A 23101-nucleotide genomic window follows, 5' to 3' on the forward strand; every position below is an offset into this window, starting at 1 on the left:
GCTATCCGCTTGTTGCCCAATTACAGACAATCAGGGCTTATTCGACCCGAAAAGGCAGGAACCTGCGCCCGCTTCATGCGTTGGCCCCATAGAAACAACGAAAGGGTTTTCTCATGACAGATCTTAACAAGACACGGCACGAACCCATCGGGCAGCTTTTTGATGTTCTCGACGACACCCATGCGGTGATGGTCGGTCTCGATCAGACTGCGCACTCGATGCAGCCAATGGCGCCTCAGGTTGACGAAGACAGACGTGGCATCTGGTTCTACGCCAAGCGGGATTCTGATATGGGCTCGAATATCGCCAAACATAAACCCAGCCGCGCACGCATCTGCGCCATCAGTCCGGATCACGACTATCATGCCTGCATTTCAGGCACGATGAGCGAAGAAACCGACCGCTCCGTCGTCGACAAGTTCTGGTCTCCGGCAGTTGCCGCTTGGTTTGAAGACGGCAAGGAAGATGCGAACATGATCATGTTGCGCTTTGATGCTGCAGAGGCTGATGTATGGGCTTCGTCGGGCAGCGCGATCAAGTTTGCCTGGGAAATTGCCAAGGCCAACTTGACGGACAATGAGCCGAATGTAGGCGAAAAAGCGCACATCGTGTTTCCCGCCACCGCACAGCAGGCTGCCGAATAACAAAAAACGCCGCACATGTGGAACCGAACATCCGCTAGGGCGTTTTAAAAACAGGCTGGCACGGCACGGACCAAGTCGGCCACCAGATTTGTTGAACAAAGGAGACAAGATATGAATTGGGATATTGTTGAAGGCAAATGGAATGAATACAAAGGTAAGGCACAGGCCCAGTGGGGCAAACTTACCAACGACGACCTCGATGTGATCGAAGGAAACCGCGAAGAACTGGCCGGCAAGATCCAGGCGCGTTATGGCAAGACACGCGACGAAGCAGAGAGCGAAATCGACGACTGGCTCGGACGCCACTAATCACATAAAGTTCAAAGGCCCGGCAATTTGGTTGCCGGGCCTTTTTTTCGTGAAGGTCGGTACATGCCATCCAAGAACCAGAGTGCCATCCCCCAAAATGCAAGCCCGCTTGTCCGCCGACTTGGACGGTCTGTGCTTCTCACCTCCGAAGAGGTTGATTATCTAGAGACCATGCAAGTCAACCAGGCTGCCATCGGCAAAGGGGATGAATTCATCCATGACGGCGAACCGATGCGCGTGACTTTTCTTGTCCGGCGCGGCTGGGTGATCAGGTACCGGATTACGCCGGCAGGACGCCGTCTCATCATCGGCGTGTCCCTGCCCGGCGATTTTATCGGGCTGCATGTGAATTTCAGCCATACCGCGATTTTCTCTGCGGCAGCGCTCACCAACAGCTCGTTGGCCTTGATCGAACCGGTCCGCCTTCTCGAGATCCACCGGCGCTTTCCCGTGCTTGCTTCAGGTCTCGACTGGATGTCGGTGCGTCACTCGAACATTCTGGCCGAACACAAGGTTTCCCTGGGTGCACGCACCGCAGCGCAGAGGATCCTGCATTTCCTGCTCGAACTCTGGGTCCGGCTGGAGCAGGTCGGGCTGGCCAACGCCAAAGGCTTTGAACTTGAACTGACCCAGGAGCAGATTGGCGACTGCATGGGTCTGTCCACGGTTCATGTCAATCGCTCGCTTAGCCGACTGAGCAAGGAAAACCTCATCAGGATCGAAAAAGGCGCGGTGACCTTCCCCCAGGCCTCGCGATCAATCAGTTTCGCAGATTTCGACGAACGCTTTCTGATGGAATTTTCGCCCGAGACTGACCCCTTGGGTGGCGGCAAGGGAATGGTCAAGACCTGATACCGGAACTTAACCTGCTTAATAGACGCGGCCTTTCAAATGCTTAGGGTACATCACTTGGAGCAGCGCGGCCCGCGGTGCGTGATATTGTTTGAAACCGCCTGACCAGGCTACATATTAGCCGGCATGGCCTCGACAATCTTGCAACAACCGCACAAACCGCTTAGCGGGTTGAGGACACACCCATTAGAAAGCACCTGCCCTTGTTTTACCGGCTGCAGCCAGTTCTGGTTTTCGTAGTAGTCACCCTTGTCGGCATGCTGACGGCGGTGGCCTCCTGGTACACGATTGAGCAGGCCAACCGGCTGGCCTTCGTCGGCATCGCTGAAGACGCGATCCAGCGGGTGGGTGACCGTCTTGAAAGCCATATGCTGATGATCAAGTCGGTTGAGGCTCTGTTTCAGGCCACAAATGAAGTCCCGAGTATCGAAGAATTCAAGGTCTTTGTCAGCTATCTGAAAAAAACCGAACAATTCAACGGCGTTCGCGGACTGGGCTTCGCACGTTACGTTCCGTCTGGTGCAGAATCCGATGCCGCCATTTCTGCCGCGCTGAGAAACAACTATGGCTTGTCGCGTTTACCCTGGCCCGAAACCAGCGAGGCTTTCCGCACACCTATCATCATGCTTGAGCCGGAAGATGAAGGCAAACGCGCGGCGCTTGGCTTTGACATGTATTCCGAGCCCGTGCGACGCGCGGCGATCCTTTCCGCGCATTCCGAAAAACGGTTGCGTTCTTCTGGAAGGGTAGAGCTCGTCACTGAGAATGCCCAGGATCCGCAAGCCGGCTTCCTTATGTACATTCCGGTTTTCACCTCCAAATCCGACCAGCCACTGGGTTTCATCTTTGCGCCATTCCGCATTCCCAGCCTTTTTGAGTCCGCCCTTAACCGCCCACCTACGCTTCCGATTCATATAGTAGCCTGGGATGGGGAACCGTCAGATACCAGCTTGATCTACAGGTCCGAAGGTCAGCCCAGTGACCGCATGGACGCCAGGACTCCTGTGGTGAAGTCGATTGAAGTGGCGGGTAACACATGGAATGTCGAAATCAGGGCTTCGAAAAACTATGCCCCGCCGGTAGACCAGACCAGAACCATCATGCTGGCTATAGCTAGCCTTTTGCTGGCCGCCGCCCTGGCCGCATCATCGCGCGCTCAGCAACGCACCATCGAGGTCGGCGAGGCGTTGCGGCTGCAATCCGAGCGGGCCTTGAGTGATCGTGAATTCCTGCTTCAGGAAATGAAGCACCGGATCAAGAACATGATTGCCCGCGTGCTGGCGATGTCGCGGCAAACCGCGCGATCGGCCGATAGCCTCAGCGATTTCACACAATCCTTCGGCGCCCGGCTTCAAGCCATGGCTGCGTCCCAGGACCTGCTGGCGCGGACTTCATGGAAAAGTGCTGACCTGAAGACACTGCTCGTTCAGGAACTCCAGCAGCTGTTCGGAAATGATTTTGATGAAAGCACCCTGAAGGGTCCGAGCGTTGAGCTGAACGAGGTCGCGGTCCAGGCTTTTGGTCTGGCCTTTCACGAACTGGCCACCAATGCTCTCAAATATGGTTCGGCGCAGTCCGACGACGGAAAACTCGATATTTGGTGGCGGTTTGAACCGGGTTCCCAAAAAGAAGAGTTCCTGGTCTTTTCCTGGCAGGAGAGGAGCAAGACGCCACTTGATGAGCAGAATTCGAATGCACTTGCCCGAAAGGGCGGCTTTGGCACCAAGCTCCTGGACGCCACCATGCGCGCAGAGCTCGGCGGTTCGATCATCATCATTCCGGACGAGTACGGGATCGACGTCACCATCAAGGTGCCTTCCAAGCGGGTGATGGCAGATCATCAGCCCACCAAGCCTGGAGCCGGGAAAGATAGTCACGCCCAGCGTTGATCGCCTTTGAACGGACCTGATCCGGCTCAGGTCATTCGATCCAGCACAATCAGCCCAAGCGGGAACGAATGGCCGCGCCCGGCATTGTCCGTGTTTACGGGGGATTGTATATGAGTCGTCTTTATCGGATGGAGCCGCCGGTTGTACGCATAGCTGCAAAGTCCGGCATGGATGCCGGTCTGCAGTCTACTGCCAGAATTGCCATCATCATCACAGGTCTGGTGGCACTCTTCGCTGCCCTTGACTTCGGGCAACCGTTCTTGGCCCCGGTCTGCCTGGCAGTCGTCACCGGATTGATGGCATCGCCGGTTGCATCGGCGCTTGAGCGATTCATACCTGCCGGATTGGCGGCTGCAATTGTTGTCATCCTTTTCCTTGCGTTGATCGGCTCCGCAGTGGCGCTTTTTTCAATGCCGCTGTCGATATGGACCGACCGTTTGCCGGAGATCTGGCATGAGTTGCAGCGTCACCTGATCAACTGGCGCAATGTGTTTGACACTCTGGGCGGCGTGCAGGAACAGATCCGGACAATTGCGGGCGGAAAAGCCCAGATGACGGTCGATATTGCTGATACATCAACAGTGCAGGAAATCGCGACACTGGCACCGGCGCTGATGGCACAGATCCTTCTGTACCTGGCCAGCCTGTACTTCTTTCTGGCAACACGCCATTCCATTCGCACAAGCGTGCTGTCGCTCTGCTTCAGCCGCCGCTCGAGGATCAGAACCGCTCGCATGTTCCGCGACGCCGAATGGTTCGTCTCGAGGTATTTGCTGTCCATCACCGTGATCAACGCAGCGCTCGGTGCGGCGACAGCCCTGGCAATGTGGTTGCTTGGCGTGCCACAGCCGCTGCTTTGGGGAATGCTGGCCTTTATTCTGAATTACATTGTCTATATCGGCCCCGCGGCGATGGCAGTCATTCTGCTTGGCGTCGGCCTGGCGACCTGGGACTCGCCCCCAGCCATCTTCCTGCCGGCTGCTGCATTTCTCACGCTCAACGTGATCGAAGCCCAGTTTGTTACGCCTCAGGTGATCGGTCGTTCGGTGACGCTCAATCCGTTTTTTGTTTTTCTGTCGCTGGCATTCTGGATCTGGATATGGGGCCCCATCGGTGGCCTGCTTGCGGTGCCGTTTCTGCTCATCTGCTATTCGGTGATCCGAAACGCCTTTCCGATTCAAGCCGCCAAGTCACAGGCAGGCAAGTCACAGGCAGGCAAGTCACAGGCCGCCACTTCACAGGCCGATCAAAAATAGCTCAAAAAAAATTGATGCTGTAGGGAACAATGAACAGGGCCCGACGTTTAATCCCTGTAAACGCCGCCGGGCCGGTCCAGCGCTCTCACACACGGTCCAGCCCAGCGGGCACCTTTCGATGCAAAGAGGAAATTATCATGTTTAAGATGCTTTTGGCCAGTACTGCTCTCGCGACAATGGTTACCACGTCTGCGATGGCGGCAAATGAAACCGCAACCACCACCAATGCCACCTCCGAGACCGTCGCGACGACGGACGTAAACGTACAGGTCCACACCGGCGACAATCTCGCCAGCAAGCTGATCGGTTCGTCCGTGTATGGGTCCTCGGCAGAGGATGCCGAAATGATCGGCGACATTAACGACATCGTCATTACGCCTGAAGGCGAAGTGGCTGCTGTCATTGTCGGCGTCGGCGGCTTTCTCGGTATCGGCGAGAAGGACGTATCTGTCAGCTATGACACCATTGATTGGGTCGAGCGTGACAATGATCGCTGGCTGGTTGCCAACATGACACGCGAGCAGCTGGAAGCAGCGCCAGCGTTTGATCGCAACGCGCTCTATGCTGATCGCACTGCAACCGACAACACCATGACGGCTGAAGACAAGACCGCCATGAAGGTCGAAAACGGCACAAGCGCAGTCGACACAGCTGAAAACAAGACAACCAGCATCGACCGTTCGTCGATGACCCAGGTTGCTGCTGCAGACCTCAGCGCTGACAACCTGATCGGTCGCACTGTCTACAGCGCCAATGACGAAAATATTGGTGAAGTTGGCGACGTTTTGCTCACAGCTGACAACAAGGTTGAAGGCTTCATCCTCGACGTTGGTGGCTTCCTGGGTATGGGTGAAAAGCAGGTTGCCATTTCGCCTGAAAACCTCGACATCCGCGCCGATGCCGACGGCGAACTGACGATCTTCACGCCGTTCACCCAGGCACAGCTTGAAGCCCAGAAGGAATACTCGAAGGAAAACTGGGAAGCCGAGCGCGACAGCGTGATCCTCGTTGTTCCGGCTGGCTAAACAAGTCTGAACACTAGTCTTTTCGACTGAAAGGCCGCCGGAAAAGACCGGCGGCCTTTTTTTTGCATTCAACGGAACCTTCCCAGACGAGACGCGTTGAATCCCTGAAATCACAACAGGAGAGTTCTCAAATGGCTGATAGCAGCAAATCCACACGTTCAAATGTCAACCCGGTTGTCGACGATATTGCCGAACGTGCCGCACGTATCCGCGAAGATCTTGCAGCCTTGGGCGAAGCACTTGCAGGCGCCGGCGCGGTCAAATCCGGTGTTGCTCGCGAAGCTGCCGAAAACAAGGTCGAGGATTTGCTCAAGAGCGGTGAGAAGATCGTTGCAGATCTGGCCGATCACTACTCACGAACTGAAAAACAGGTCAGCACGAAAGTTCGCGATAACCCGCTTCAGGCCATCGGCATCGCCGTCGCTGCCGGCTTCTTTGCAGCACTTCTGATGCGCCGCTAAGAACATGTTTTCTGCCTTCCCCCTGACCTCCATAGTTTCGGCCTATGCCGGGGCAAAAGCACGGCAATTGCGCCGCGACGCCATGCTGTTCGGTTTCGTATGCCTGATGGCCTTGATGGCAACCGCAGCGCTGTTCGCCGCATTTGCGCTCTACGTGGCCGAAACTTACGGCCTGATGAACGGTTTGCTGGCCGCAGCCGGCTTGGCGATTGTGTTGGCTCTGTTTGCGGTTGCAATCCGTTCTCTGCTTCGCCGGAGGTCAAGGCGCCGTATGGGGGTGGCGATGGCGCGCAATGCATCGACACTGGCAGTGACGTCAGCTTCAAGCCTTATCGCCCAGAACAAGACCTCCGCGATCATTGCAGGGCTCGTCATCGGTGCAGTCGTCGGCTCCATGGTGCGCTCGGGTCGGGACTGACCGGCATGCATTGCAGCGCCAGCACCATTCACAGAGATCAGAATTAGGAGCATCGACATGAACAAACCAAATGATCCGATCAGCGTCCGCCAGGCCCGCCAAGGCAAGCCAGTGCTTGTAATCCTTGCGATCAGTCTGGTCCTCGCCGTGTTTGCCGGCTTTGTGCTTTGGGGCGTAGTCGCCGAGGAACCACAGCCGGATGTCATTGGAGCAAACACGCCTGCAGTGCAGCATGTTTCGCCTGAGAATGCGCTAGTCGGCTAACCCGGCCACACCTTAAAGACATATCGAAACCCTCAGAAAGGAAAAACATCATGGCTAAATCAGCTATCGCAAGCCTTGCACCCGAGGCATCGAACGACCAGATCCACACCGGCCTGAAGGCCGATTACCGGACAAGCATGTCGAAGGATCTCTCGGAGATCCTGGCGGCAACTTACCGTCTGACGATCAAGAGCCACATCTATCACTGGAACGTTGTCGGCCCGATCTTCAAGCCGATCCATGAACTGACCGAAGAGCACTATAATGCTCTGTTCGGCGCGACAGACATCATTGCCGAACGCATCCGCGCTCTGGGTCATCTTGCGCCCGTCAACCTCGATATGGCCAAGACTTTTGCGCCGTCGAAATCTGACGTTGACCAGTCATCAGCCCACGACATGGTTGCCGACTTGATCAAGGATCATGAGCATGCCGTGCGTGACATGCGCAAGGCTGCCGGCACTGCAGGCGACAATGATGACGTTGTCACCGAAGATATGCTGACCGCACGCCTCACCTTCCACGAGAAGGCGCTGTGGATGCTTCGCGCAGTGATCGCCAAGTAATTCAACGTATTGGCGTAAACACTCAAGGACAGACGGCCATTCAAACGGCCTCTGTCCTTTTTTCATGGCGCAAACACGAAGGCACAAAAAAACCCGCCGAAGCGGGTGATTGTTGGTGCGGTCGAGAAGACTCGAACTTCCACGGGTTTAACCCCACAGCGACCTCAACGCTGCGCGTCTACCAATTCCGCCACGACCGCACGTGGTAGAGCCGAAACCTGTCGGCGCGCTGCATGTAGCAAATGGGATTGGGCAGCACAAGCGCATTCGTCACAAAAACCACATGCAATCTGCACACCTGGAAAATCTGCCAATTCAAGGCGAAAACACCGTTTTCGGTGGCGTATTTTTTCGATTTCCGCGGTCACGGCGCCAAGCTGCGATGCAAGGTGGCGGCCCGATCGCCGCAATGCCTGCCGGCTACACCCGGATTGGCACCAAAGGGGAAGTTCAGAAGGACTGATTCCCGGCCTACCCCATCTGAAAAAACCATCGATAAAAACAACGGTAACCGCGCCGGATCATCATGCCTGTTCCATTTGGATCCGAACGGATCTAGAGAGTGGCGATGAGATCACGCGACACACTTGAGACCCGGTTTTTCGCTCAGCCCGGACACCCGCCAGTCAGATGGCGGATATCGGAGGGACTGACCCCCTACCCCGACGCCGTGGCGTTGATGGAAATGGAAGCCGAGCGCATCGCAGCTGGTGATGCCGATGAACTCGTCTGGCTTGTCGAGCACCCTCCGCTCTATACAGCCGGCACCAGCGCCAAGGCGGAAGATCTCGTCGCGCCGGACCGGTTCGAGGTCCACGCGACCGGTCGCGGCGGGGAATACACCTATCACGGGCCTGGTCAGCGGGTGGCTTACGTCATGATCGACCTCAAGCGGCGACGGCAGGATGTGCGCGCCTTTGTCTCGGCAATGGAGGCCGTCATCATCGGTACTCTGGAGAGCATGAATGTCACCGGCGAACGGCGTGAGGACCGGGTTGGGGTCTGGGTACGCCGTCCAGACAAGCCGCGGCTGGCGGATGGATCAATGGCTGAGGACAAGATCGCGGCGATCGGCATCCGCTTGCGCAAATGGGTAAGCTACCACGGGCTTGCCATCAACATCGATCCCGAGCTCGAGCATTTCTCCGGAATCGTGCCCTGCGGCGTGCGGGCGCACGGCGTGACAAGCCTGGTTGATCTCGGGCTGCCGATCCCGATGCATGAGGCAGACATCAGGTTGCGCGACGCGTTCGAGATGGTTTTCGGACCGACCCGGGATGACCGCCAGAACTGAACCATGATGGGGCTGCACACCTTCGGCTGATGCTGGTGCAACGGATAGGTGTCAAATTTTGGCTGAGCTATCGCATCTCAAGGCTCTCATATGGTCAGGCATACCCAGCTTGCTCCGGCCTAAGCCCTTGAAAAGTGCAGCATCAGCGTCACCCTTTTATGAAGGAATGCGGCTCAACGCACTGGACTGCGTGTGTACAATCGCCGATAATAGACAGGCCGGGACGCAAAAACGACCCCGATTTCATAGATCCGGCCTTCACGTCACAGTGAGATATGATCCAGGGGCGTCGCAATACTGATTGTCGGCGATGGATCACCACTTATGACACGCCGATGCATGTCGAACGACCGACAGTTCACAGGAACGACATGGTCCGTGCATAGGCTTCACATTCGGGACGGGAATTGCCGCCCGCGCATCTACCTGCGCACTCCGGCTGCCCGCTCTCAAAAATCAAAGGGACGACATTGATGAACGACATGACCGCGGAAGCCTATGATGATGGAGATACGCTGGGTGGCAGGATTACCCGCGCACGCGATCTCGCAGGTCTTACACTGGAAGAAGCGGCCTCCCGGATCGGCGTGACGGATGAGACACTGGGAGAGTGGGAGTCTGATCGCTCCGAACCGCGCGCCAACAAGATCATGACGCTTGCGGGCGTTCTCGGCGTATCGCCGGCCTGGTTGATCAGCGGCGTCGGCGAAGCTCCCCAGGCACCTGGCATATCCATCGCCGTGGATGAAATGTCAGGAGAAATCAACCGATTGCGTGAACTTGCCCTGCAGATCACCACATGTGTTGAAACACTGGAAAGCCGACTTGTGACATTGACTCGGGCGGCAAACGACTAGATGCATGAAAATCAGGGTTGAGCCGCCTTTGCCGCTCTGGCAGGGTCGGCTCAATTCATCACACATTATCCGGGAGCATGGGAATGGACGTACGCGCAGCTGTCGCTTTTGAAGCAGGGAAACCGCTGGAAATCACCACTGTTCAGCTGGACGGCCCGCGTGCGGGCGAAGTGCTGGTCGAAATCAAGGCCACAGGCATCTGCCACACTGATGAGTTCACCCGTTCAGGCGCTGATCCGGAAGGCATATTCCCTGCCATTCTCGGCCATGAAGGCGCGGGCATCGTGGTCGATGTCGGCCCCGGCGTCACATCGCTGAAAAAAGGCGATCACGTCATTCCGCTCTACACGCCGGAATGCCGCGAGTGTGAATACTGCCTCAATCCGAAAACCAACCTGTGCCAATCGATCCGCACCACGCAAGGTGCGGGCCTTATGCCGGACGGCACATCGCGGTTCTCGCTCAATGGCAAGCCGATCTTTCACTATATGGGCTGCTCGACATTCGCCAATTTCACCGTGCTGCCTGAAATCGCACTGGCCAAGATCAACCCGGACGCGCCTTTCGACAAGGTCTGCTACATCGGCTGTGGCGTGACCACAGGTATCGGTGCGGTGATCAACACCGCCAAGGTTGAAATCGGCTCCACGGCCATCGTGTTCGGTCTCGGAGGCATCGGTCTGAACGTGCTGCAGGGCCTGCGGCTCGCCGGCGCCGACATGATCGTCGGTGTCGACATCAATTCGTCCAAGGTCGAGATGGCCAAGCGCTTCGGCATGACCCATTTCGTCAATCCGAACGAAGTCGAAGGCGATCTGGTGCCCTACCTCGTGGACCTAACCAAGGGCGGTGCCGATTACACATTCGATGCCACCGGCAACACCAAGGTGATGCGCACCGCACTCGAATGCGCCCACAAGGGTTGGGGTGAATCGATCATCATCGGCGTCGCCGGTGCCGGCCAGGAAATCTCCACCCGTCCTTTCCAGCTCGTGACCGGCCGGTCCTGGCGCGGAACTGCTTTTGGCGGCGCGCGTGGACGCACCGATGTGCCGAAGATTGTCGAGTGGTACATGGAAGGCAAGATCGAGATTGACCCGATGATCACCCACACCATGGGGCTTGAGGGCATCAATGAAGCCTTCGACCTGATGCACAGGGGCGAGAGCATCCGCAGCGTCGTCGTCTACTGACCGGCAGCCGCCAGACCACTGTCGCCATCACACATACAAGACCGGAAGACACACCGATGAAGATCATCTCTGAAGCCAAGGTTCATGGCGGACGCCAGGGCGTCTACACAATGGACTCGGACGCCTGCGGCTGCGAGATGACATTTTCGGTGTTCCGGCCGATCCAGACCAAGGAACAGCTATGTCCGGTGGTCTGGTATCTGTCGGGACTGACCTGCACCCATGCCAACGTCATGGACAAGGGCGAGTACCGGCGGATGGCGGCAGAGCTTGGCCTGATCATCGTCTGCCCGGATACCAGTCCGCGCGGCGATCACGTGCCCGATGAACCGGACAACTGGCAATTCGGCAAGGGCGCAGGCTTTTACCTCGACGCGACAAAATCGCCCTGGTCGCAGCACTACAACATGGAAACCCACATCCTCAACGAACTTTCCGAGCGTGTCGGGGGGCATTTCGCAGCTGACATGGGGCGTCAGGGAATCATGGGGCACTCGATGGGTGGCCACGGCGCGCTGACATTGGCGCTCAAGCATCCGGACAGATTCAAGAGCTGTTCGGCCTTTGCACCGATCGTCCAGCCGTCAACGGCGGACTGGTCGCGACCGGCGCTTGAAAAATATCTGGGGCCCGACGAGACCAACTGGCGGCGTTACGACGCCACGCAGTTGATTGAAGACGGCGCCCGCTTCCCCGAATTCCTGGTGGACCAGGGAACGGCAGACGGTTTCCTCGACAACGGCCTGCGCCCCTGGCTTCTTGAGGAAGTGTGCAAGGGAACTGACATCGCCCTGACCTTGCGGATGCAGGAAGGCTATGATCATTCCTACAATTTCATATCGACCTTCATGGACGATCATCTCGCCTGGCACGCCAAACGGCTAGGATAATCAAGTGAAAGCTGACCGTGGTTTGGCGCAGCAAGACCATGTTCCACTGCGCTCGGAGTTAATGCGATACACAAGAAAACTTGTGTAAGTTTTTGTTATTTAGTGTTTTATATTATTCTAAATTATTCGAATGAGAGCGACTGGCGCGTGTTGCGACCTACCGGTCCTGATCTGAGGCAGTCTTGAACACGGCGGACCTGTTACCGACTATCGGGATCGCTGCAATCATTGTCGAGCGTGATGATGCAGGGTTCGTCGGAGGAACCGGCATCCTCTGTCGTCGTGACCATGCGAGGTTCAGGAGCCGGGATCTTGAGGCTGTTCGGCACCTTGACCAGCGCCGGCGACGTCATTGGCACAGCAGGTACGGACACAGCCGGCACTGTTGGTTTTGCGGTTGGGTTTTCGCCAAGCAAAGGCTTTGAGACATCAATGACCGGGCCGGTATCCGTTTCCACATCGAGATTGACTGTCGTCGGGGTCACCGTTCCGTTCAGCAAGGGATCAGCCGAACGCATCGCCTCATCATTGGCATCGAAGCCATCGGGATTGCCACGCGGCCATACAACATCCCGCTTGGCGCCACTGACTGGATACGGGGTGTAGCCAGAAAGCCCAAGAAGGGCACGAATATCATCGGTCAGCATGGCGATCAGCATGGCGTCAGCGCCGCTTCCATTCAGATCCGAAGACGTTGCGCGCAGGACCTGCGTGCGAAGCAGCTGACCGGTTCTTGAATCGACAAGCGACAAATCCAGGCTGACATTTTGGGCCGTACCTCCGAAGAGATTGACCGGCGACGGCTCTTCCTGAAGTCCCTGCACCACAATTCTGAGCGCCGATGTCTGCCCGACATCGGAGGTGGTCCTGCCTACACTCGCCTCCAACCGCGCTTGTAGACGGCCGGCAAAACCCAAATCCTGAACGCTGCTGGCCATGACCCGGACTTCGGTAACAGTGAAAGGCGTGGTCGGAGCAAGTGGTTTGGGCCTGCCAGCGCATGCCGAAAGACCGGCAGCAACAATGACCAGAAGCATAGCGCGCAAGAAACGCAAAGGATTTCGATTGTCTTGCAGCATGCAAATACTCCGGAAGGGGCGATTCCACTTACCGGAAAATTGCATTTTATAGTTAGCGCACGGTTAAGAGCACTGAAATTCGACCGGGTGAGATCCATGGAAACCAGCTGGACCGAAGCGGATAGAACCCCTGATTATGAAGCTTCATCCCGGCCAAAGGAGCCAAAATCGGCGCCAGGTCTTTTCGGCTGCATCCGGATCAGACGCGAATCGGCTACCGCCGCCTGGCGATGGCGAACGGCCTTACGGTAGTCCGGATCACGCAGCATGGCGACAAACGCATCCTTGTCGGGATACTCCGCAATGAAGGCTATATCCCAGGCCTCGCTCTCCGGGCCAATCAGCATGAGTTTGGGAGTTCCCACCCAGACCTGCCGTCCTCCCAGACGTTTGAAAACCGGCCCGCTCTCGCGGCCATAGCTTGCATAAGCCTCCGCTCCGGTCGCGACCGTCCCATCATCATAGACGGCCTGTTCACGGAACTTCACCAGATTGAGCATGTGGACCGGTCCCGGTCCGTCCATCTCGCGAAAAAGCGCAAACGCCTCTTTGGTCGGATCAACAAAACCGTTCAACGCATCTTCATTCACTCTGTCATTCCTCCAGCCACACGGATCCTTCGCACAAAAAGAGCAAGGCCCGGCACGAATGTCCAGAGGACGTCCGAGCCGATCTTAGCAGCTGCCCGCAAAACCAGGCGCGGCGTCAATCCTGCGCTCAGTCTCAGGACCGGTGCGCTGACAGGATCAGATGGGCCGCCTCAAAATCGATGAGGCGCTTGGCGCGACGTTCGGCGGCGTCGTGGTCTTCACCCCATTGCGCGACATTGAAATCCTCGTCGACATGGGCGGCATCCCAGATCTCTGTGGGCTCGCCCTGTCCCTCGGCCAACGCCAATGCCAGGATCAATGAGCCTGTGAGCGACGTGAGCGTATGAAGCGCAGTGAGTTGCAGAGGCGTGGCGTAGCGGCGAAGCAGAGCTGCAATGGCGCGGATCGCCTCGGGAGGTTGTTCGACATGGACAATGCCTTCTGACAGCACCAGCCGTGCACCCATGCTGGATGCCCAATCAAGATAGGGATCCCAAATTTCGCTTTCACGCGAGACCAGGGCTTCGGGCGCGCTGGCGCGATAGCAGATCAGGTCGGAACCGCCATAACGAAGGATTTCCTCGAAAACCTCTTCCTGCGCTTCCGCAACTCCATCGATCGCCGTGTTGACCATACGGGTCAACGGCATGGTGGCCGGGTCGATCTTGTCGTGCTGTGCCTGCCATTCAGCGGCAATTGCTTCGGCCAGTTTATGATGGGCTACGCCGAGCGGCTTGCGTGATGGGGTCCGGATCGGCTTTCCATCAAGGGCCACGACAAAGTCACCATCGTCACCGGAGACGGCAGTGGCCTCCTTGTAGAAGCGCTTGGGCAGTTGCTTGCGCAAGCCGATCTGGACTTCGCGGACGGGATCGGAAAGCTTCTCGTCTTTCTCTCCCAGATCAAGATCGCTAAGTATGTCGCGCATGAGAACGTCTCCTGTCGTCAGATGAGCGTGGCAATTTCGTCGGCGTGATTGACCACATGGGCCGCACCTGACGCCCTGAGCGCGTCCACAGAACCATAGCCCCAAGACACGCCAACCGCTTTAGCGCCGGCGCTGACCGCCATCTGCACGTCATAAACAGCATCGCCGATAACTGTGGTGCTTTTGGGATCAATGCCTGCTTCCGCGCAGCATTCCAGCACCATCGCTGGATGCGGCTTGGACGGACAATCATCAGCCGTGCGGGTGGTGAAGAAAACCTTTGTCAGATCGTGATGGGCCAGAATGGCGTCAAGACCGCGGCGCGATTTGCCTGTGACCACACCGAGGATCACATCGTCACGGGCGGCAAGGGCCGCAATCAGCGGCAGCAGGCCATCATAGGCTGGTTCAAGTGCGCCACCCTCTTGGCGGTAGAGCATGAAGTGCTCCTTGTAGCGGGCGGTCATGGCGGCAATTTCATCGTCCACAGCGCGGTCGAGCATGCGGGCAATGGCAATATCAAGCGTCAGTCCGATGATCGATTTGGTGAGAGCAAACTCAGGCCGCGCAACGGAAAAATCATCAAACGTGCGTTCCATGCAGGCATGGATGATCGCAGCGCTGTCGACAATTGTGCCGTCGCAATCAAACAGGGCGAGCTTCATTCCTCTGGCTCCCCGCCAGTCACTTCGTCAAACCCGAGCAAATTCCAGCTTTGCACCATGTGCGGAGGCAACGGTGCCGTGACCGAGAGCCGGCCGCCGTCGGGATGGGGAATGGAGATGTGGCGCGCGAGCAGATGCAGCCGGTTCTGCATCCCGCTTGGGAATTCCCAGTTCTTGTCGAACTCGAAATATTTGGGATCACCAATGATCGGATGACCCAGATGCAGCGCATGGACGCGAAGCTGATGGGTACGGCCTGTATAGGGCTCGAACTCCAGCCAGGCCAGGTTCTGGGCGGCCTGGTCGATAATGCGATAGTAGGACACGGCATGATCAGCGCCCTGCTCGCCGTGCTTGGCAACGCGCATGCGGTCGCCATCATCGGTTGCTTCCTTGATCAGCCAGGTGGAGATCTTGCCTTCCTTGATGCGCGGCACGCCCTTGACCAGCGCCCAGTAGGTCTTCTTGGTCGTGCGCTCACGGAAAGCCGCCGTCAGTGCCTGCGCCGCACCACGGGTGCGCGCCACCACCAGAACACCCGCAGTATCGCGATCCAGCCGGTGCACAAGCCTCGGCTTCTCGCCCTTCTTGTTGCGCCAGGCCTCAAGCATCTCGTCGACATTGCGGGTAACGCCGGAGCCGCCCTGAACGGCAAGGCCGGCAGGCTTGTTGAACACCAACACCTTTGCATCTTCATGCAGCAGCATCTGGCTCAGCACTTCATGATCATTGCTGCCGCGCATGGTCTTGGCGGTCAGCGGGCCGGTGGCTTTCTCGTCGACATCCAGAGGCGGAACGCGCACGGTTTGCCCGGGCTGCACCCTTGCATCGGATTTGACCCGCCCGCCATCAACGCGGACCTGGCCGGATCTCAGCAACTTTTGCAGCGGCCCGAAACCGAGACCTGGAAAATGCACCTTGAACCAGCGATCGAGCCGCATGCCCGCTTCGTCCGGATCCACCTGTATGAGCTGTACGCCCGCCATATCGATTATCTCTTTGATCTGCGCATCAGAGCTGGCGCGCCAGCCAGAGCCCGCCAAACAACGCCAGAATGGAAACTGTGACGCTGGCAATCACATAGGCAGCCGCCGCCGTCAACGCGCCGCGCTCGTAAAGCGTCACCGCATCAAGCGAAAACGCCGAAAATGTGGTAAAACCGCCCAAAAAACCGGTTGCAAGCAGTAGCCGAAGGTCGGCGTCACCCGATGATCGGCGCGCAAGCCAGGCAATCAACAGCCCCATCACCAGCGATCCGACGATGTTGACCACCATCGTGCCCCATGGAAATGCGGTGCCCAAGGCACGCACCACCGCCATTGCAGTGATATGGCGCGACACGGCGCCAAGACCACCACCGACAAAAACGAGAACCAGCGCATTCATCCCTGCTGCTTAGCCGAAAACCGGCTACCGATAAAGCCGTTCGGCGCACCGGCGCGCACTTATCTCAGACGGCAATGGAACCGACGCATGTCAGGGCTTTCCGGCCAGGGCGACATCGTCGGCAAAGGACTGCACAAAGGCGTCCAGCGCCACCCAGTCTGTGAACTCATGATCCCGACTGGTGTCGACTGACCCGCCTTCCTTGGCCGCGATGTGGCGCATCAGTGCACGCTTGAAGAAGTCATACTCGAGATATTTGAGCGCGCCGGCAGCATGGTGGACCTTGGGAATATGAAACCCGGTCTTCTTCTCGAGCTTCGCCGGATAGGCTTGCGCCTCCTCTCGTTCCTCGGCGTTTTCGCTGTGAATGCCGAGTGAAACCGAAATCAATGCCGTGGGAACCTGAGCGAGAGCCGCCTTCCAGTCGATCAGGAACTGGGCCACCGGAGAGGGGTAGCGCCCGATATGAATTGGCGCACAAAGCAGCACACCATCAACGCGGCCCGGAATGGCAAAGCCGGGCTCACGAATATCGGTCAGTATCACACCCTGCCCCGCTTGCTCGAGCTTCGCAGCCGCATGTTCGGCAATCTTGCGCGTGTGCCCTTCAATCGATGCGTAAAGAACCAGAACCGTCATATGCGAATCCTCCTTGAACAATGGAGTTCAGCATGCAGCTCTCTGGGGCGACCGGCATTGACGCCAGTCAAACAACGGTGGAATTGAACCGGCCTCTCGGCCTAAGCAACGGCACTGAGTGCCAGCGCCAGAAGTTCACCGCCGGACAGGTGCGGAGATGTCTTGGCCGCAAAGGCCTCATCCACCAGACGACAGATGAGCTGGTTGACCGGAGCGGTGCGGCCATGCGCTTCAGCCAGCGAACAGACAGCGCCATTGAGAAACCGTGTCTCAGGCTCCCCGCCCGCTTTCAGGTCATCCCACGACGAGGACCGGGCCGTGTCATCCATTTTCAACTGCTGGCGCGCTGCGAGCCGGAACAGCCAGGTCGGCAGGCGCAGGACTTTCGGGATCAGGCGCGGATTGGTGCGGGTGGCGCCGATTGCAGTGATGCCTGCGGCATCGAGCGCCTGCAGCAGTTCGTCCATGGCCATGGCAAGGACTGCGCGATAACCCGGATCCTCGAACTGCTCACGCAGCGGCAGGCCGCTCAATACATTGAGCCCGTTGTTGAGGTTGAGCATGAGCTTGCCCCATTGCAGGGCATCCAGATTGTCATGAACTTCGATCTTCAGACGGGAGGCGCGCGCGCGATCGACCAGTTTGCTGGAGGCATCTGACGGGCCGATCAGCACCTTGCCTTCCATCGAGCAATGCACGGCATTGGGCGACAGGCGCACGACATTAAAAGGCACGGTGCCGGCCACGACCTCATGCATTGGCAACAGCGATTTGAGCAGATCGACATTGCCGATGCCGTTTTGCAGGCTGATGACCGTGGCGCCGGGTTTGAGAGTTTTGACGAGCTCAAGCGCCGCGCTCTCGGTGTCGCCGGATTTGGTGCAGAACAGCACCACGTCGCAGTCTGCCAAACCGTCCGCGCCGCCTGCAGAATAGTGCTCAGGCTTCAATTCGGCCTTGAAGCCGTCATAGCGTGAGACCGCCAGCCCGCGGCGGAGCGCTTCCAATGTGCGTCCACGGGCTGCAAAGACCACTCGCGCGCTGGCCTGCGCCAGCATGCCGCCGACATACAGCCCGATTGCCCCGGCGCCCATGATGCCGATTGTGGTGGCCCGATTGGTGTCCGTGCTGTTCACGACGCCCTACCCCTTGCCGCCGCGCTCTTTTCTAAGCCTCGACCAGAAATCGAGACGCTTGCGGATGTCGCGCTCAAACCCGCGTTCGGGCGGATCATAGAAAGTCTTGCGGCCCATGCTTTCGGGGAAATAATCCTGGCCTGAGAAGGCATCCGGCTCGTCATGATCGTAGCGGTAGCCTTCATTGTAACCCTCGGCCTTCATCAGCTTGGTCGGCGCATTGAGAATGTGCTTGGGCGGCAGCAGCGACCCGCCCTCCTTGGCAGCACGCATGGCAGCTTTGTAGGCAACGTACACCGCGTTGGATTTGGGGGCCGTGGCCAGATAGACGCAGGCATGGGCCAGAGCCAGCTCACCCTCGGGCGACCCCAGAAAATCATAGGCATCCTTGGCGGCATTGGCGATGACAAGCGCCTGCGGGTCAGCCATGGCAATTTCTTCGGACGCCATACGGACCAGCCTCCGGCACAAGAACAGCGGATCCTCGCCGGCGTCGAGCATGCGGCAGAGATAGTACAGCGCCGCATCAGGATCGGAGCCACGTACGGACTTGTGCAGGGCAGAGATCAGATTGTAATGGCCGTCCTGGCCCTTGTCATAGACCGGGGCCCGGCGCTGGACGACCTTCACCAGGGCATCGGTGTCAAACATTTCACCCTCGCGGGCTGCGCGCCAGACCTCCTCGGCGAGCGTCAGCACGGCCCGGCCATCTCCATCTGCCATGCCAAGCAGGCTCAACCGGGCCTCGGGCTGCAAGGGCAATGGCTTGCCGGTCTCCTCCTCCGCACGCACCAGCAGGCTTTCCAGACTGTCCTGATCATGGGGTTTGAAGGTCAGAACCCGCGCGCGCGACAAAAGCGCGGCGTTGAGTTCAAACGACGGGTTCTCCGTGGTGGCGCCGACCAGCACGATGGTGCCATCCTCCATCACCGGCAGGAAACTGTCCTGCTGGGCGCGGTTGAAGCGGTGGATCTCGTCCACGAACAGCAGCGTCTGGCGGCCGCCCATGCGCCGGGCACGCGCCGTCTCGAAAACCTTCTTGAGATCGGCCACTCCGGAGAAGATTGCCGAGATCTGATCGAATGCCAGTTCTGTCTCGCCTGCCAGCAACCGCGCGACAGTGGTCTTGCCGGTGCCCGGCGGGCCCCAGAAGATCATCGAGCCCAGACTTCCCGACGCGATCATCCGGGTTATAACGCCATCCTCGCCGGTCAAGTGCGGCTGACCGGTGACCTCGGCAAGTGTGGCGGGCCGCAACCGGTCGGCGAGCGGGCGATGGCCGCTCAGCGCAGCTCCGGGCGTGGCAAACAGATCGCTCATTGCCTCACCTTATGATCTGGCGAATGCGCTGGCCACCGCGCACGATTTCGAACCGCCAGAAGCTGGCGCCATCGGCCAACACCCCTTCGAGAACATCGACATTGGCGATTTCGACGCCATTGATCACGGCGATAACGTCGCCTGGACGAAAACCGTAGCGTCCGGCAATCGCCGGCCCCGGAACATCCGTTACAACGACGCCACGAACCGACGAAGGCAATCTCAGCTTTTGGGCAATCCGCGGCGTGACGTTGGACACAACTGCGCCTGAAAACGGGTTCTGGCCCTCAAGTGTGCGGCGGGCGCGAGGGTCATCCGCGGGCGGTGCCTGCAGCGTGATTTCAACCGTCTTTTGCCCGTTGCGGCTCAATACATCAAGCTCGGCCGTGGTGCCAACGTCAGCGGTGGCAAGGCGGTAGCCGAGTGCATCGGGATGCTCGATCGGCCTGCCATTGAACCCCATGACGATGTCACCGGCGCGCAATCCGGCCTTGTCGGAAGGTCCGTCCTCGGTGACATCAGCAACCAACGCCCCGGTGGCGCGATCGAGGCCAAGGGCTTCAGCGATATCGGCGGTCACCGGATCAAAGGACGCGCCGATGTAAGGCGGCTCGAACACTTCACCGCCAGCTTCAGCGGTATTGGCCACGGCGCGCACCAGATTGGCTGGAATGGCGAAGCCAATGCCGTTGGAGCCGCCCGAACGGGAGAAAATGGAAGAATTTATGCCGATCAGGCGGCCGCTCATGTCAATCAGGGCGCCACCGGAATTGCCCGGATTGATGGCGGCATCGGTCTGGATGAAAGAGCCGAAATCCGACACGCCGACGCTGTTGCGGGCGAGAGCGGAAACGATGCCGCTGGTGACGGTCTGACCCACACCGAACGGATTGCCGATGGCGAGCACAATATCGCCAACCTCAGTGGTGTCGGTGTCGCCGAATTCGACAATCGGGAACGGAGCATCGCCCTTAATCTGCAGAATTGCGAGATCGAACCGCTCGTCCTTGAGCAAGACCTTGCTTTGAAACTCCCTTCCGTCAGCCAGCGCCACACGGATATCATCAGCGCCTTCAATCACGTGGTTGTTGGTGACGATAATGCCGTTGCTCTGAATGATCACCCCGGACCCAAGCGCAGACTGCTTTTCGGTGCGATTGGGCATGCGCTGGCCGAAAAACTGCTCAAAGAACGGATCGCCGCCAAAGGGCGACATGCTGCGCTGGACCAGACGATCGGCATAGACATTGACCACCGCAGGCGCCGTCGCCTTCACCAGTGGCGAGAAGGATTGCATCATGTCGGCGCGTGAGCGGGGCGGCTCGCGGCGCGGTTGCTCGATCGGTGCCGGTAAAGGTTTGGATGCAGCCGTTTCCTCCGAGCCGCCAATGACATCACGGAATATCTTGCCAATGCTATCGGTGAGTGAGTCCCCGGATGTGGTCTGAGCCATTGCCGGCGCAAGAACGGGTAATGTCAGAGCACAAATGGCCACAACAACAAACGGAACGACGCGCAACCGCGAGCGATTTGGAATCATGTCGACAATCCTCAGTGATTTCGGCCACTATGGCCTGACTGCGACATCAAAGTCACCATGAGTTTGACCGCTTCATGGCAGCAAGGCTGGTCATCGGAAATCTTGCCGCCCGAAGATCACGGGAAGGCTCACCTCATTGGCAGTGCCCAGAACTGATCACCAAGTCTACACGAAAATGTGGTTGCGCTGCTCCTTTGCCTCGCCAGACATTCGTATATCTTGATGATCAAACGTCACGCGTCCGTTCTGGTCAGCACATACGAGGAAACCACTCCATGCGCCCATATCGTCCTTTCGCCATACCTGGATCAGAGATCACGCCGGAAGCGAGCTATTTCCGGCGGCGGGATATCCTGCGCATGGCAGCAGCCGGCGGGCTTGCGCTTGCAGCTCCTTCGCTGGCCTTTGGCACCGAAACGCTGGAAGCGAAACCCGGGGGCTATGATCCCAAGGAAGAGCTGACGCCGGAAGCGGATGTGACCAGCTTCAACAATTTCTATGAGTTTGGCACAGGCAAGGCTGATCCGGCAGCCAAATCCGGAGACTTCAATCCCCGCCCCTGGACCATCAAGGTCGACGGCATGGTGGGCAAGCCTGCCGAGTTCGATCTCGACGCGCTGATGGCGCTGGGGCTTGAAGAACGCATCTACCGGATGCGCTGTGTCGAGGCATGGTCAATGGTGATCCCTTGGATCGGGTTTCCGCTTGCAAGTCTTCTCGACAAGGTCGAGCCACTGGGCAGCGCGAAATATGTGGCATTCGAAACGGTTGTCCGGCCCGAGGAAATGCCGGGCCAGCGCGGTGTCTTCCAGCCGCTAAACTGGCCCTATGTCGAAGGTCTCAGGCTCGACGAGGCGCGGAACCCGCTCACCATCCTGTCGATGGGCCTTTACGGCAAGACGCTGCCCAACCAGAACGGAGCACCGGTGCGGCTGGTGACGCCGTGGAAATACGGGTTCAAGGGCATCAAGTCGATTGTCCGCATCACCCTGACCGAGGAGCAGCCACCTTCGACCTGGAACCTGCTGGCGCCGAATGAGTACGGGTTCTATGCCAACGTCAATCCGGACGTCGATCATCCCCGCTGGAGCCAGGCGACGGAAAACCGTGTCGGCGGCGGCGGCTTCTTCGGCTCCAACGACCGTCCGACACTGCCGTTCAACGGATATGGCGATGAAGTTGCCAGTCTCTATGCAGGCATGGATCTGAAAGCGAACTTCTGATCATGGCTCTGCCCGCTTTGCCACGGCGGTTTCATGCCGCATCGATCTGGGCGCTCTACGGCCTTGGCCTGCTGCCTGCACTCTGGACATTCTATCTCGGTGCTACCGGGCAGATCATCGGCAACCCGGTCAAGATCTTCGAACACCTGCTCGGTGAGTGGGCGTTGCGGTTTCTGATCCTGACGCTTCTGATCTCACCGATCAGGGACATCTTCGGCGTCAACTGGGTGCGCTATCGCCGTGCGCTGGGCCTTTTGGCATTCTATTATGTGGCGATGCATTTCCTCGCCTACATGATCCTCGACAAGCGGCTGGCGCTTGGCGTGATTTTCGAGGACATCTACAAACGATGGTTCATCACCATCGGCATGGCTGCGCTGGTTATGCTGATCCCACTGGCGCTGACATCCAACCGCTGGTCGATCCGAAAGCTTGGACCTAAATGGATCAAGCTGCACCGGCTGATCTATCCGATCGCGGCCGCTGGCGCGTTGCATTATTGCCTGTCGGTCAAGGTGATCGGGCCCGAACAGTTGATCTATGCCGGACTGGTGGCGCTGCTCATCGGCTGGCGTCTGGTTCGTCCTCGCTACATGACCTGGAAGCGATCAACACGGCAAGGACGCGGCGGACTGGACGGACGAAGCCCGCAAACCGAGTAAGACAAATTCACATTG

General features: G+C 58.3%; 26 protein-coding genes and 1 tRNA gene. 16 read left to right on the forward strand and 11 right to left on the reverse strand.

The features are described 5' to 3' along the window. Positions 1-113: 113 nt before the first annotated feature. The 10 genes from WNZ14_RS15390 (at position 114) to WNZ14_RS15435 (ending at position 7684) form a co-directional block, all read left to right on the forward strand. A complete protein-coding gene (locus WNZ14_RS15390) occupies positions 114-644 on the forward strand; it encodes a pyridoxamine 5'-phosphate oxidase family protein (protein WP_342869518.1) in 531 nt (176 codons plus the stop codon). Between the two features lie 111 nt (positions 645-755). Further along, positions 756-953, forward strand: a complete 198-nt coding sequence (locus WNZ14_RS15395; protein ID WP_342869519.1) for a CsbD family protein — start codon at positions 756-758, stop codon at positions 951-953. A gap of 63 nt (positions 954-1016) precedes the next feature. Further along, a complete protein-coding gene (locus tag WNZ14_RS15400) occupies positions 1017-1805 on the forward strand; it encodes a Crp/Fnr family transcriptional regulator (RefSeq protein WP_342869520.1) in 789 nt (262 codons plus the stop codon). Between the two features lie 203 nt (positions 1806-2008). After that, positions 2009-3694: a CHASE domain-containing protein gene (locus tag WNZ14_RS15405; protein WP_342869521.1), complete on the forward strand. Its 1686-nt coding sequence runs from the start codon at positions 2009-2011 to the stop codon at positions 3692-3694. A 110-nt stretch (positions 3695-3804) separates the two neighbouring features. Next, entirely contained in the window at positions 3805-4950 is a 1146-nt protein-coding gene (locus WNZ14_RS15410) for an AI-2E family transporter (RefSeq protein ID WP_342869522.1), read from the forward strand. 137 nt (positions 4951-5087) lie between these two features. Further along, the gene (locus tag WNZ14_RS15415) at positions 5088-5975 is read left to right on the forward strand and encodes a PRC-barrel domain-containing protein (protein ID WP_342869523.1); all 888 of its coding nucleotides are present in this window, start codon (positions 5088-5090) and stop codon (positions 5973-5975) included. 131 nt (positions 5976-6106) lie between these two features. After that, positions 6107-6436, forward strand: coding sequence for a DUF883 C-terminal domain-containing protein (locus WNZ14_RS15420; RefSeq protein ID WP_342869524.1), 330 nt, complete (start codon positions 6107-6109; stop codon positions 6434-6436). Between the two features lie 4 nt (positions 6437-6440). Next, on the forward strand, positions 6441-6854 hold the full coding sequence (locus WNZ14_RS15425; protein WP_342869525.1) for a hypothetical protein: 414 nt from the start codon (positions 6441-6443) through the stop codon (positions 6852-6854). A 57-nt stretch (positions 6855-6911) separates the two neighbouring features. Next, positions 6912-7118: a hypothetical protein gene (locus WNZ14_RS15430; RefSeq protein ID WP_342869526.1), complete on the forward strand. Its 207-nt coding sequence runs from the start codon at positions 6912-6914 to the stop codon at positions 7116-7118. 50 nt (positions 7119-7168) lie between these two features. Continuing rightward, the gene (locus WNZ14_RS15435; RefSeq protein ID WP_342869527.1) at positions 7169-7684 is read left to right on the forward strand and encodes a DNA starvation/stationary phase protection protein; all 516 of its coding nucleotides are present in this window, start codon (positions 7169-7171) and stop codon (positions 7682-7684) included. Positions 7685-7797: 113 nt separating this feature from the next. On the opposite strand, the gene WNZ14_RS15440 is transcribed toward WNZ14_RS15435, so the two are convergent. Further along, a tRNA-Leu gene (locus WNZ14_RS15440) sits at positions 7798-7884 on the reverse strand. Between the two features lie 368 nt (positions 7885-8252). Here WNZ14_RS15440 and lipB point away from each other — a divergent pair. The 4 genes from lipB to fghA all read left to right on the forward strand — a co-directional run bounded on the left by lipB (position 8253) and on the right by fghA (position 11918). Continuing rightward, positions 8253-8978: a lipoyl(octanoyl) transferase LipB gene (gene lipB, locus WNZ14_RS15445; RefSeq protein WP_342869528.1), complete on the forward strand. Its 726-nt coding sequence runs from the start codon at positions 8253-8255 to the stop codon at positions 8976-8978. A gap of 473 nt (positions 8979-9451) precedes the next feature. Then, positions 9452-9835, forward strand: a complete 384-nt coding sequence (locus WNZ14_RS15450; protein ID WP_342869529.1) for a helix-turn-helix transcriptional regulator — start codon at positions 9452-9454, stop codon at positions 9833-9835. 83 nt (positions 9836-9918) lie between these two features. Further along, the gene (locus tag WNZ14_RS15455; RefSeq protein WP_342869530.1) at positions 9919-11028 is read left to right on the forward strand and encodes an S-(hydroxymethyl)glutathione dehydrogenase/class III alcohol dehydrogenase; all 1110 of its coding nucleotides are present in this window, start codon (positions 9919-9921) and stop codon (positions 11026-11028) included. Between the two features lie 56 nt (positions 11029-11084). Beyond that, positions 11085-11918 (forward strand): S-formylglutathione hydrolase, encoded by an 834-nt coding sequence (fghA, locus tag WNZ14_RS15460; RefSeq protein WP_342869531.1) that lies wholly within the window; start codon positions 11085-11087, stop codon positions 11916-11918. Between the two features lie 200 nt (positions 11919-12118). Here fghA and WNZ14_RS15465 read toward each other — a convergent pair whose 3' ends face one another. The 10 genes from WNZ14_RS15465 to WNZ14_RS15510 all read right to left on the reverse strand — a co-directional run bounded on the left by WNZ14_RS15465 (position 12119) and on the right by WNZ14_RS15510 (position 21114). Next, entirely contained in the window at positions 12119-12997 is an 879-nt protein-coding gene (locus tag WNZ14_RS15465; RefSeq protein WP_342869532.1) for a hypothetical protein, read from the reverse strand. A gap of 134 nt (positions 12998-13131) precedes the next feature. After that, positions 13132-13572 (reverse strand): DUF1330 domain-containing protein, encoded by a 441-nt coding sequence (locus tag WNZ14_RS15470; RefSeq protein WP_342870250.1) that lies wholly within the window; start codon positions 13570-13572, stop codon positions 13132-13134. A gap of 148 nt (positions 13573-13720) precedes the next feature. After that, the gene (locus tag WNZ14_RS15475; RefSeq protein WP_342869533.1) at positions 13721-14515 is read right to left on the reverse strand and encodes an ATP12 family protein; all 795 of its coding nucleotides are present in this window, start codon (positions 14513-14515) and stop codon (positions 13721-13723) included. Positions 14516-14532: 17 nt separating this feature from the next. Then, entirely contained in the window at positions 14533-15180 is a 648-nt protein-coding gene (locus WNZ14_RS15480) for an HAD-IA family hydrolase (protein WP_342869534.1), read from the reverse strand. Continuing rightward, entirely contained in the window at positions 15177-16166 is a 990-nt protein-coding gene (locus tag WNZ14_RS15485) for an RluA family pseudouridine synthase (RefSeq protein WP_342869535.1), read from the reverse strand. The genes WNZ14_RS15480 and WNZ14_RS15485 overlap by 4 nt, the downstream gene beginning before the upstream one ends. 25 nt (positions 16167-16191) lie before the next feature. Further along, positions 16192-16566 (reverse strand): fluoride efflux transporter CrcB, encoded by a 375-nt coding sequence (gene crcB / locus WNZ14_RS15490; protein WP_342869536.1) that lies wholly within the window; start codon positions 16564-16566, stop codon positions 16192-16194. A 90-nt stretch (positions 16567-16656) separates the two neighbouring features. Next, the gene (locus WNZ14_RS15495) at positions 16657-17205 is read right to left on the reverse strand and encodes a flavodoxin domain-containing protein (protein ID WP_342869537.1); all 549 of its coding nucleotides are present in this window, start codon (positions 17203-17205) and stop codon (positions 16657-16659) included. A 101-nt stretch (positions 17206-17306) separates the two neighbouring features. After that, positions 17307-18341 (reverse strand): 2-dehydropantoate 2-reductase, encoded by a 1035-nt coding sequence (locus WNZ14_RS15500; protein WP_342869538.1) that lies wholly within the window; start codon positions 18339-18341, stop codon positions 17307-17309. 6 nt (positions 18342-18347) lie between these two features. Further along, complete coding sequence (locus tag WNZ14_RS15505) at positions 18348-19661, reverse strand: replication-associated recombination protein A (RefSeq protein ID WP_342869539.1); 1314 nt, start codon at positions 19659-19661, stop codon at positions 18348-18350. 4 nt (positions 19662-19665) lie between these two features. Beyond that, complete coding sequence (locus WNZ14_RS15510; RefSeq protein WP_342869540.1) at positions 19666-21114, reverse strand: DegQ family serine endoprotease; 1449 nt, start codon at positions 21112-21114, stop codon at positions 19666-19668. Between the two features lie 362 nt (positions 21115-21476). Here WNZ14_RS15510 and msrP point away from each other — a divergent pair, with 362 nt between their 5' ends. Together msrP and msrQ are read left to right on the forward strand one after the other, a co-directional pair. Beyond that, a complete protein-coding gene (gene msrP, locus WNZ14_RS15515) occupies positions 21477-22424 on the forward strand; it encodes a protein-methionine-sulfoxide reductase catalytic subunit MsrP (RefSeq protein WP_342869541.1) in 948 nt (315 codons plus the stop codon). Beyond that, positions 22424-23086, forward strand: coding sequence for a protein-methionine-sulfoxide reductase heme-binding subunit MsrQ (gene msrQ, locus WNZ14_RS15520; RefSeq protein ID WP_342870251.1), 663 nt, complete (start codon positions 22424-22426; stop codon positions 23084-23086). Before msrP ends, msrQ begins: the two co-directional genes overlap by 1 nt. Positions 23087-23101: the final 15 nt, after the last annotated feature.

Source organism: Hoeflea sp. AS60 (assembly GCF_038900115.1).
Lineage (GTDB): Bacteria > Pseudomonadota > Alphaproteobacteria > Rhizobiales > Rhizobiaceae > Hoeflea.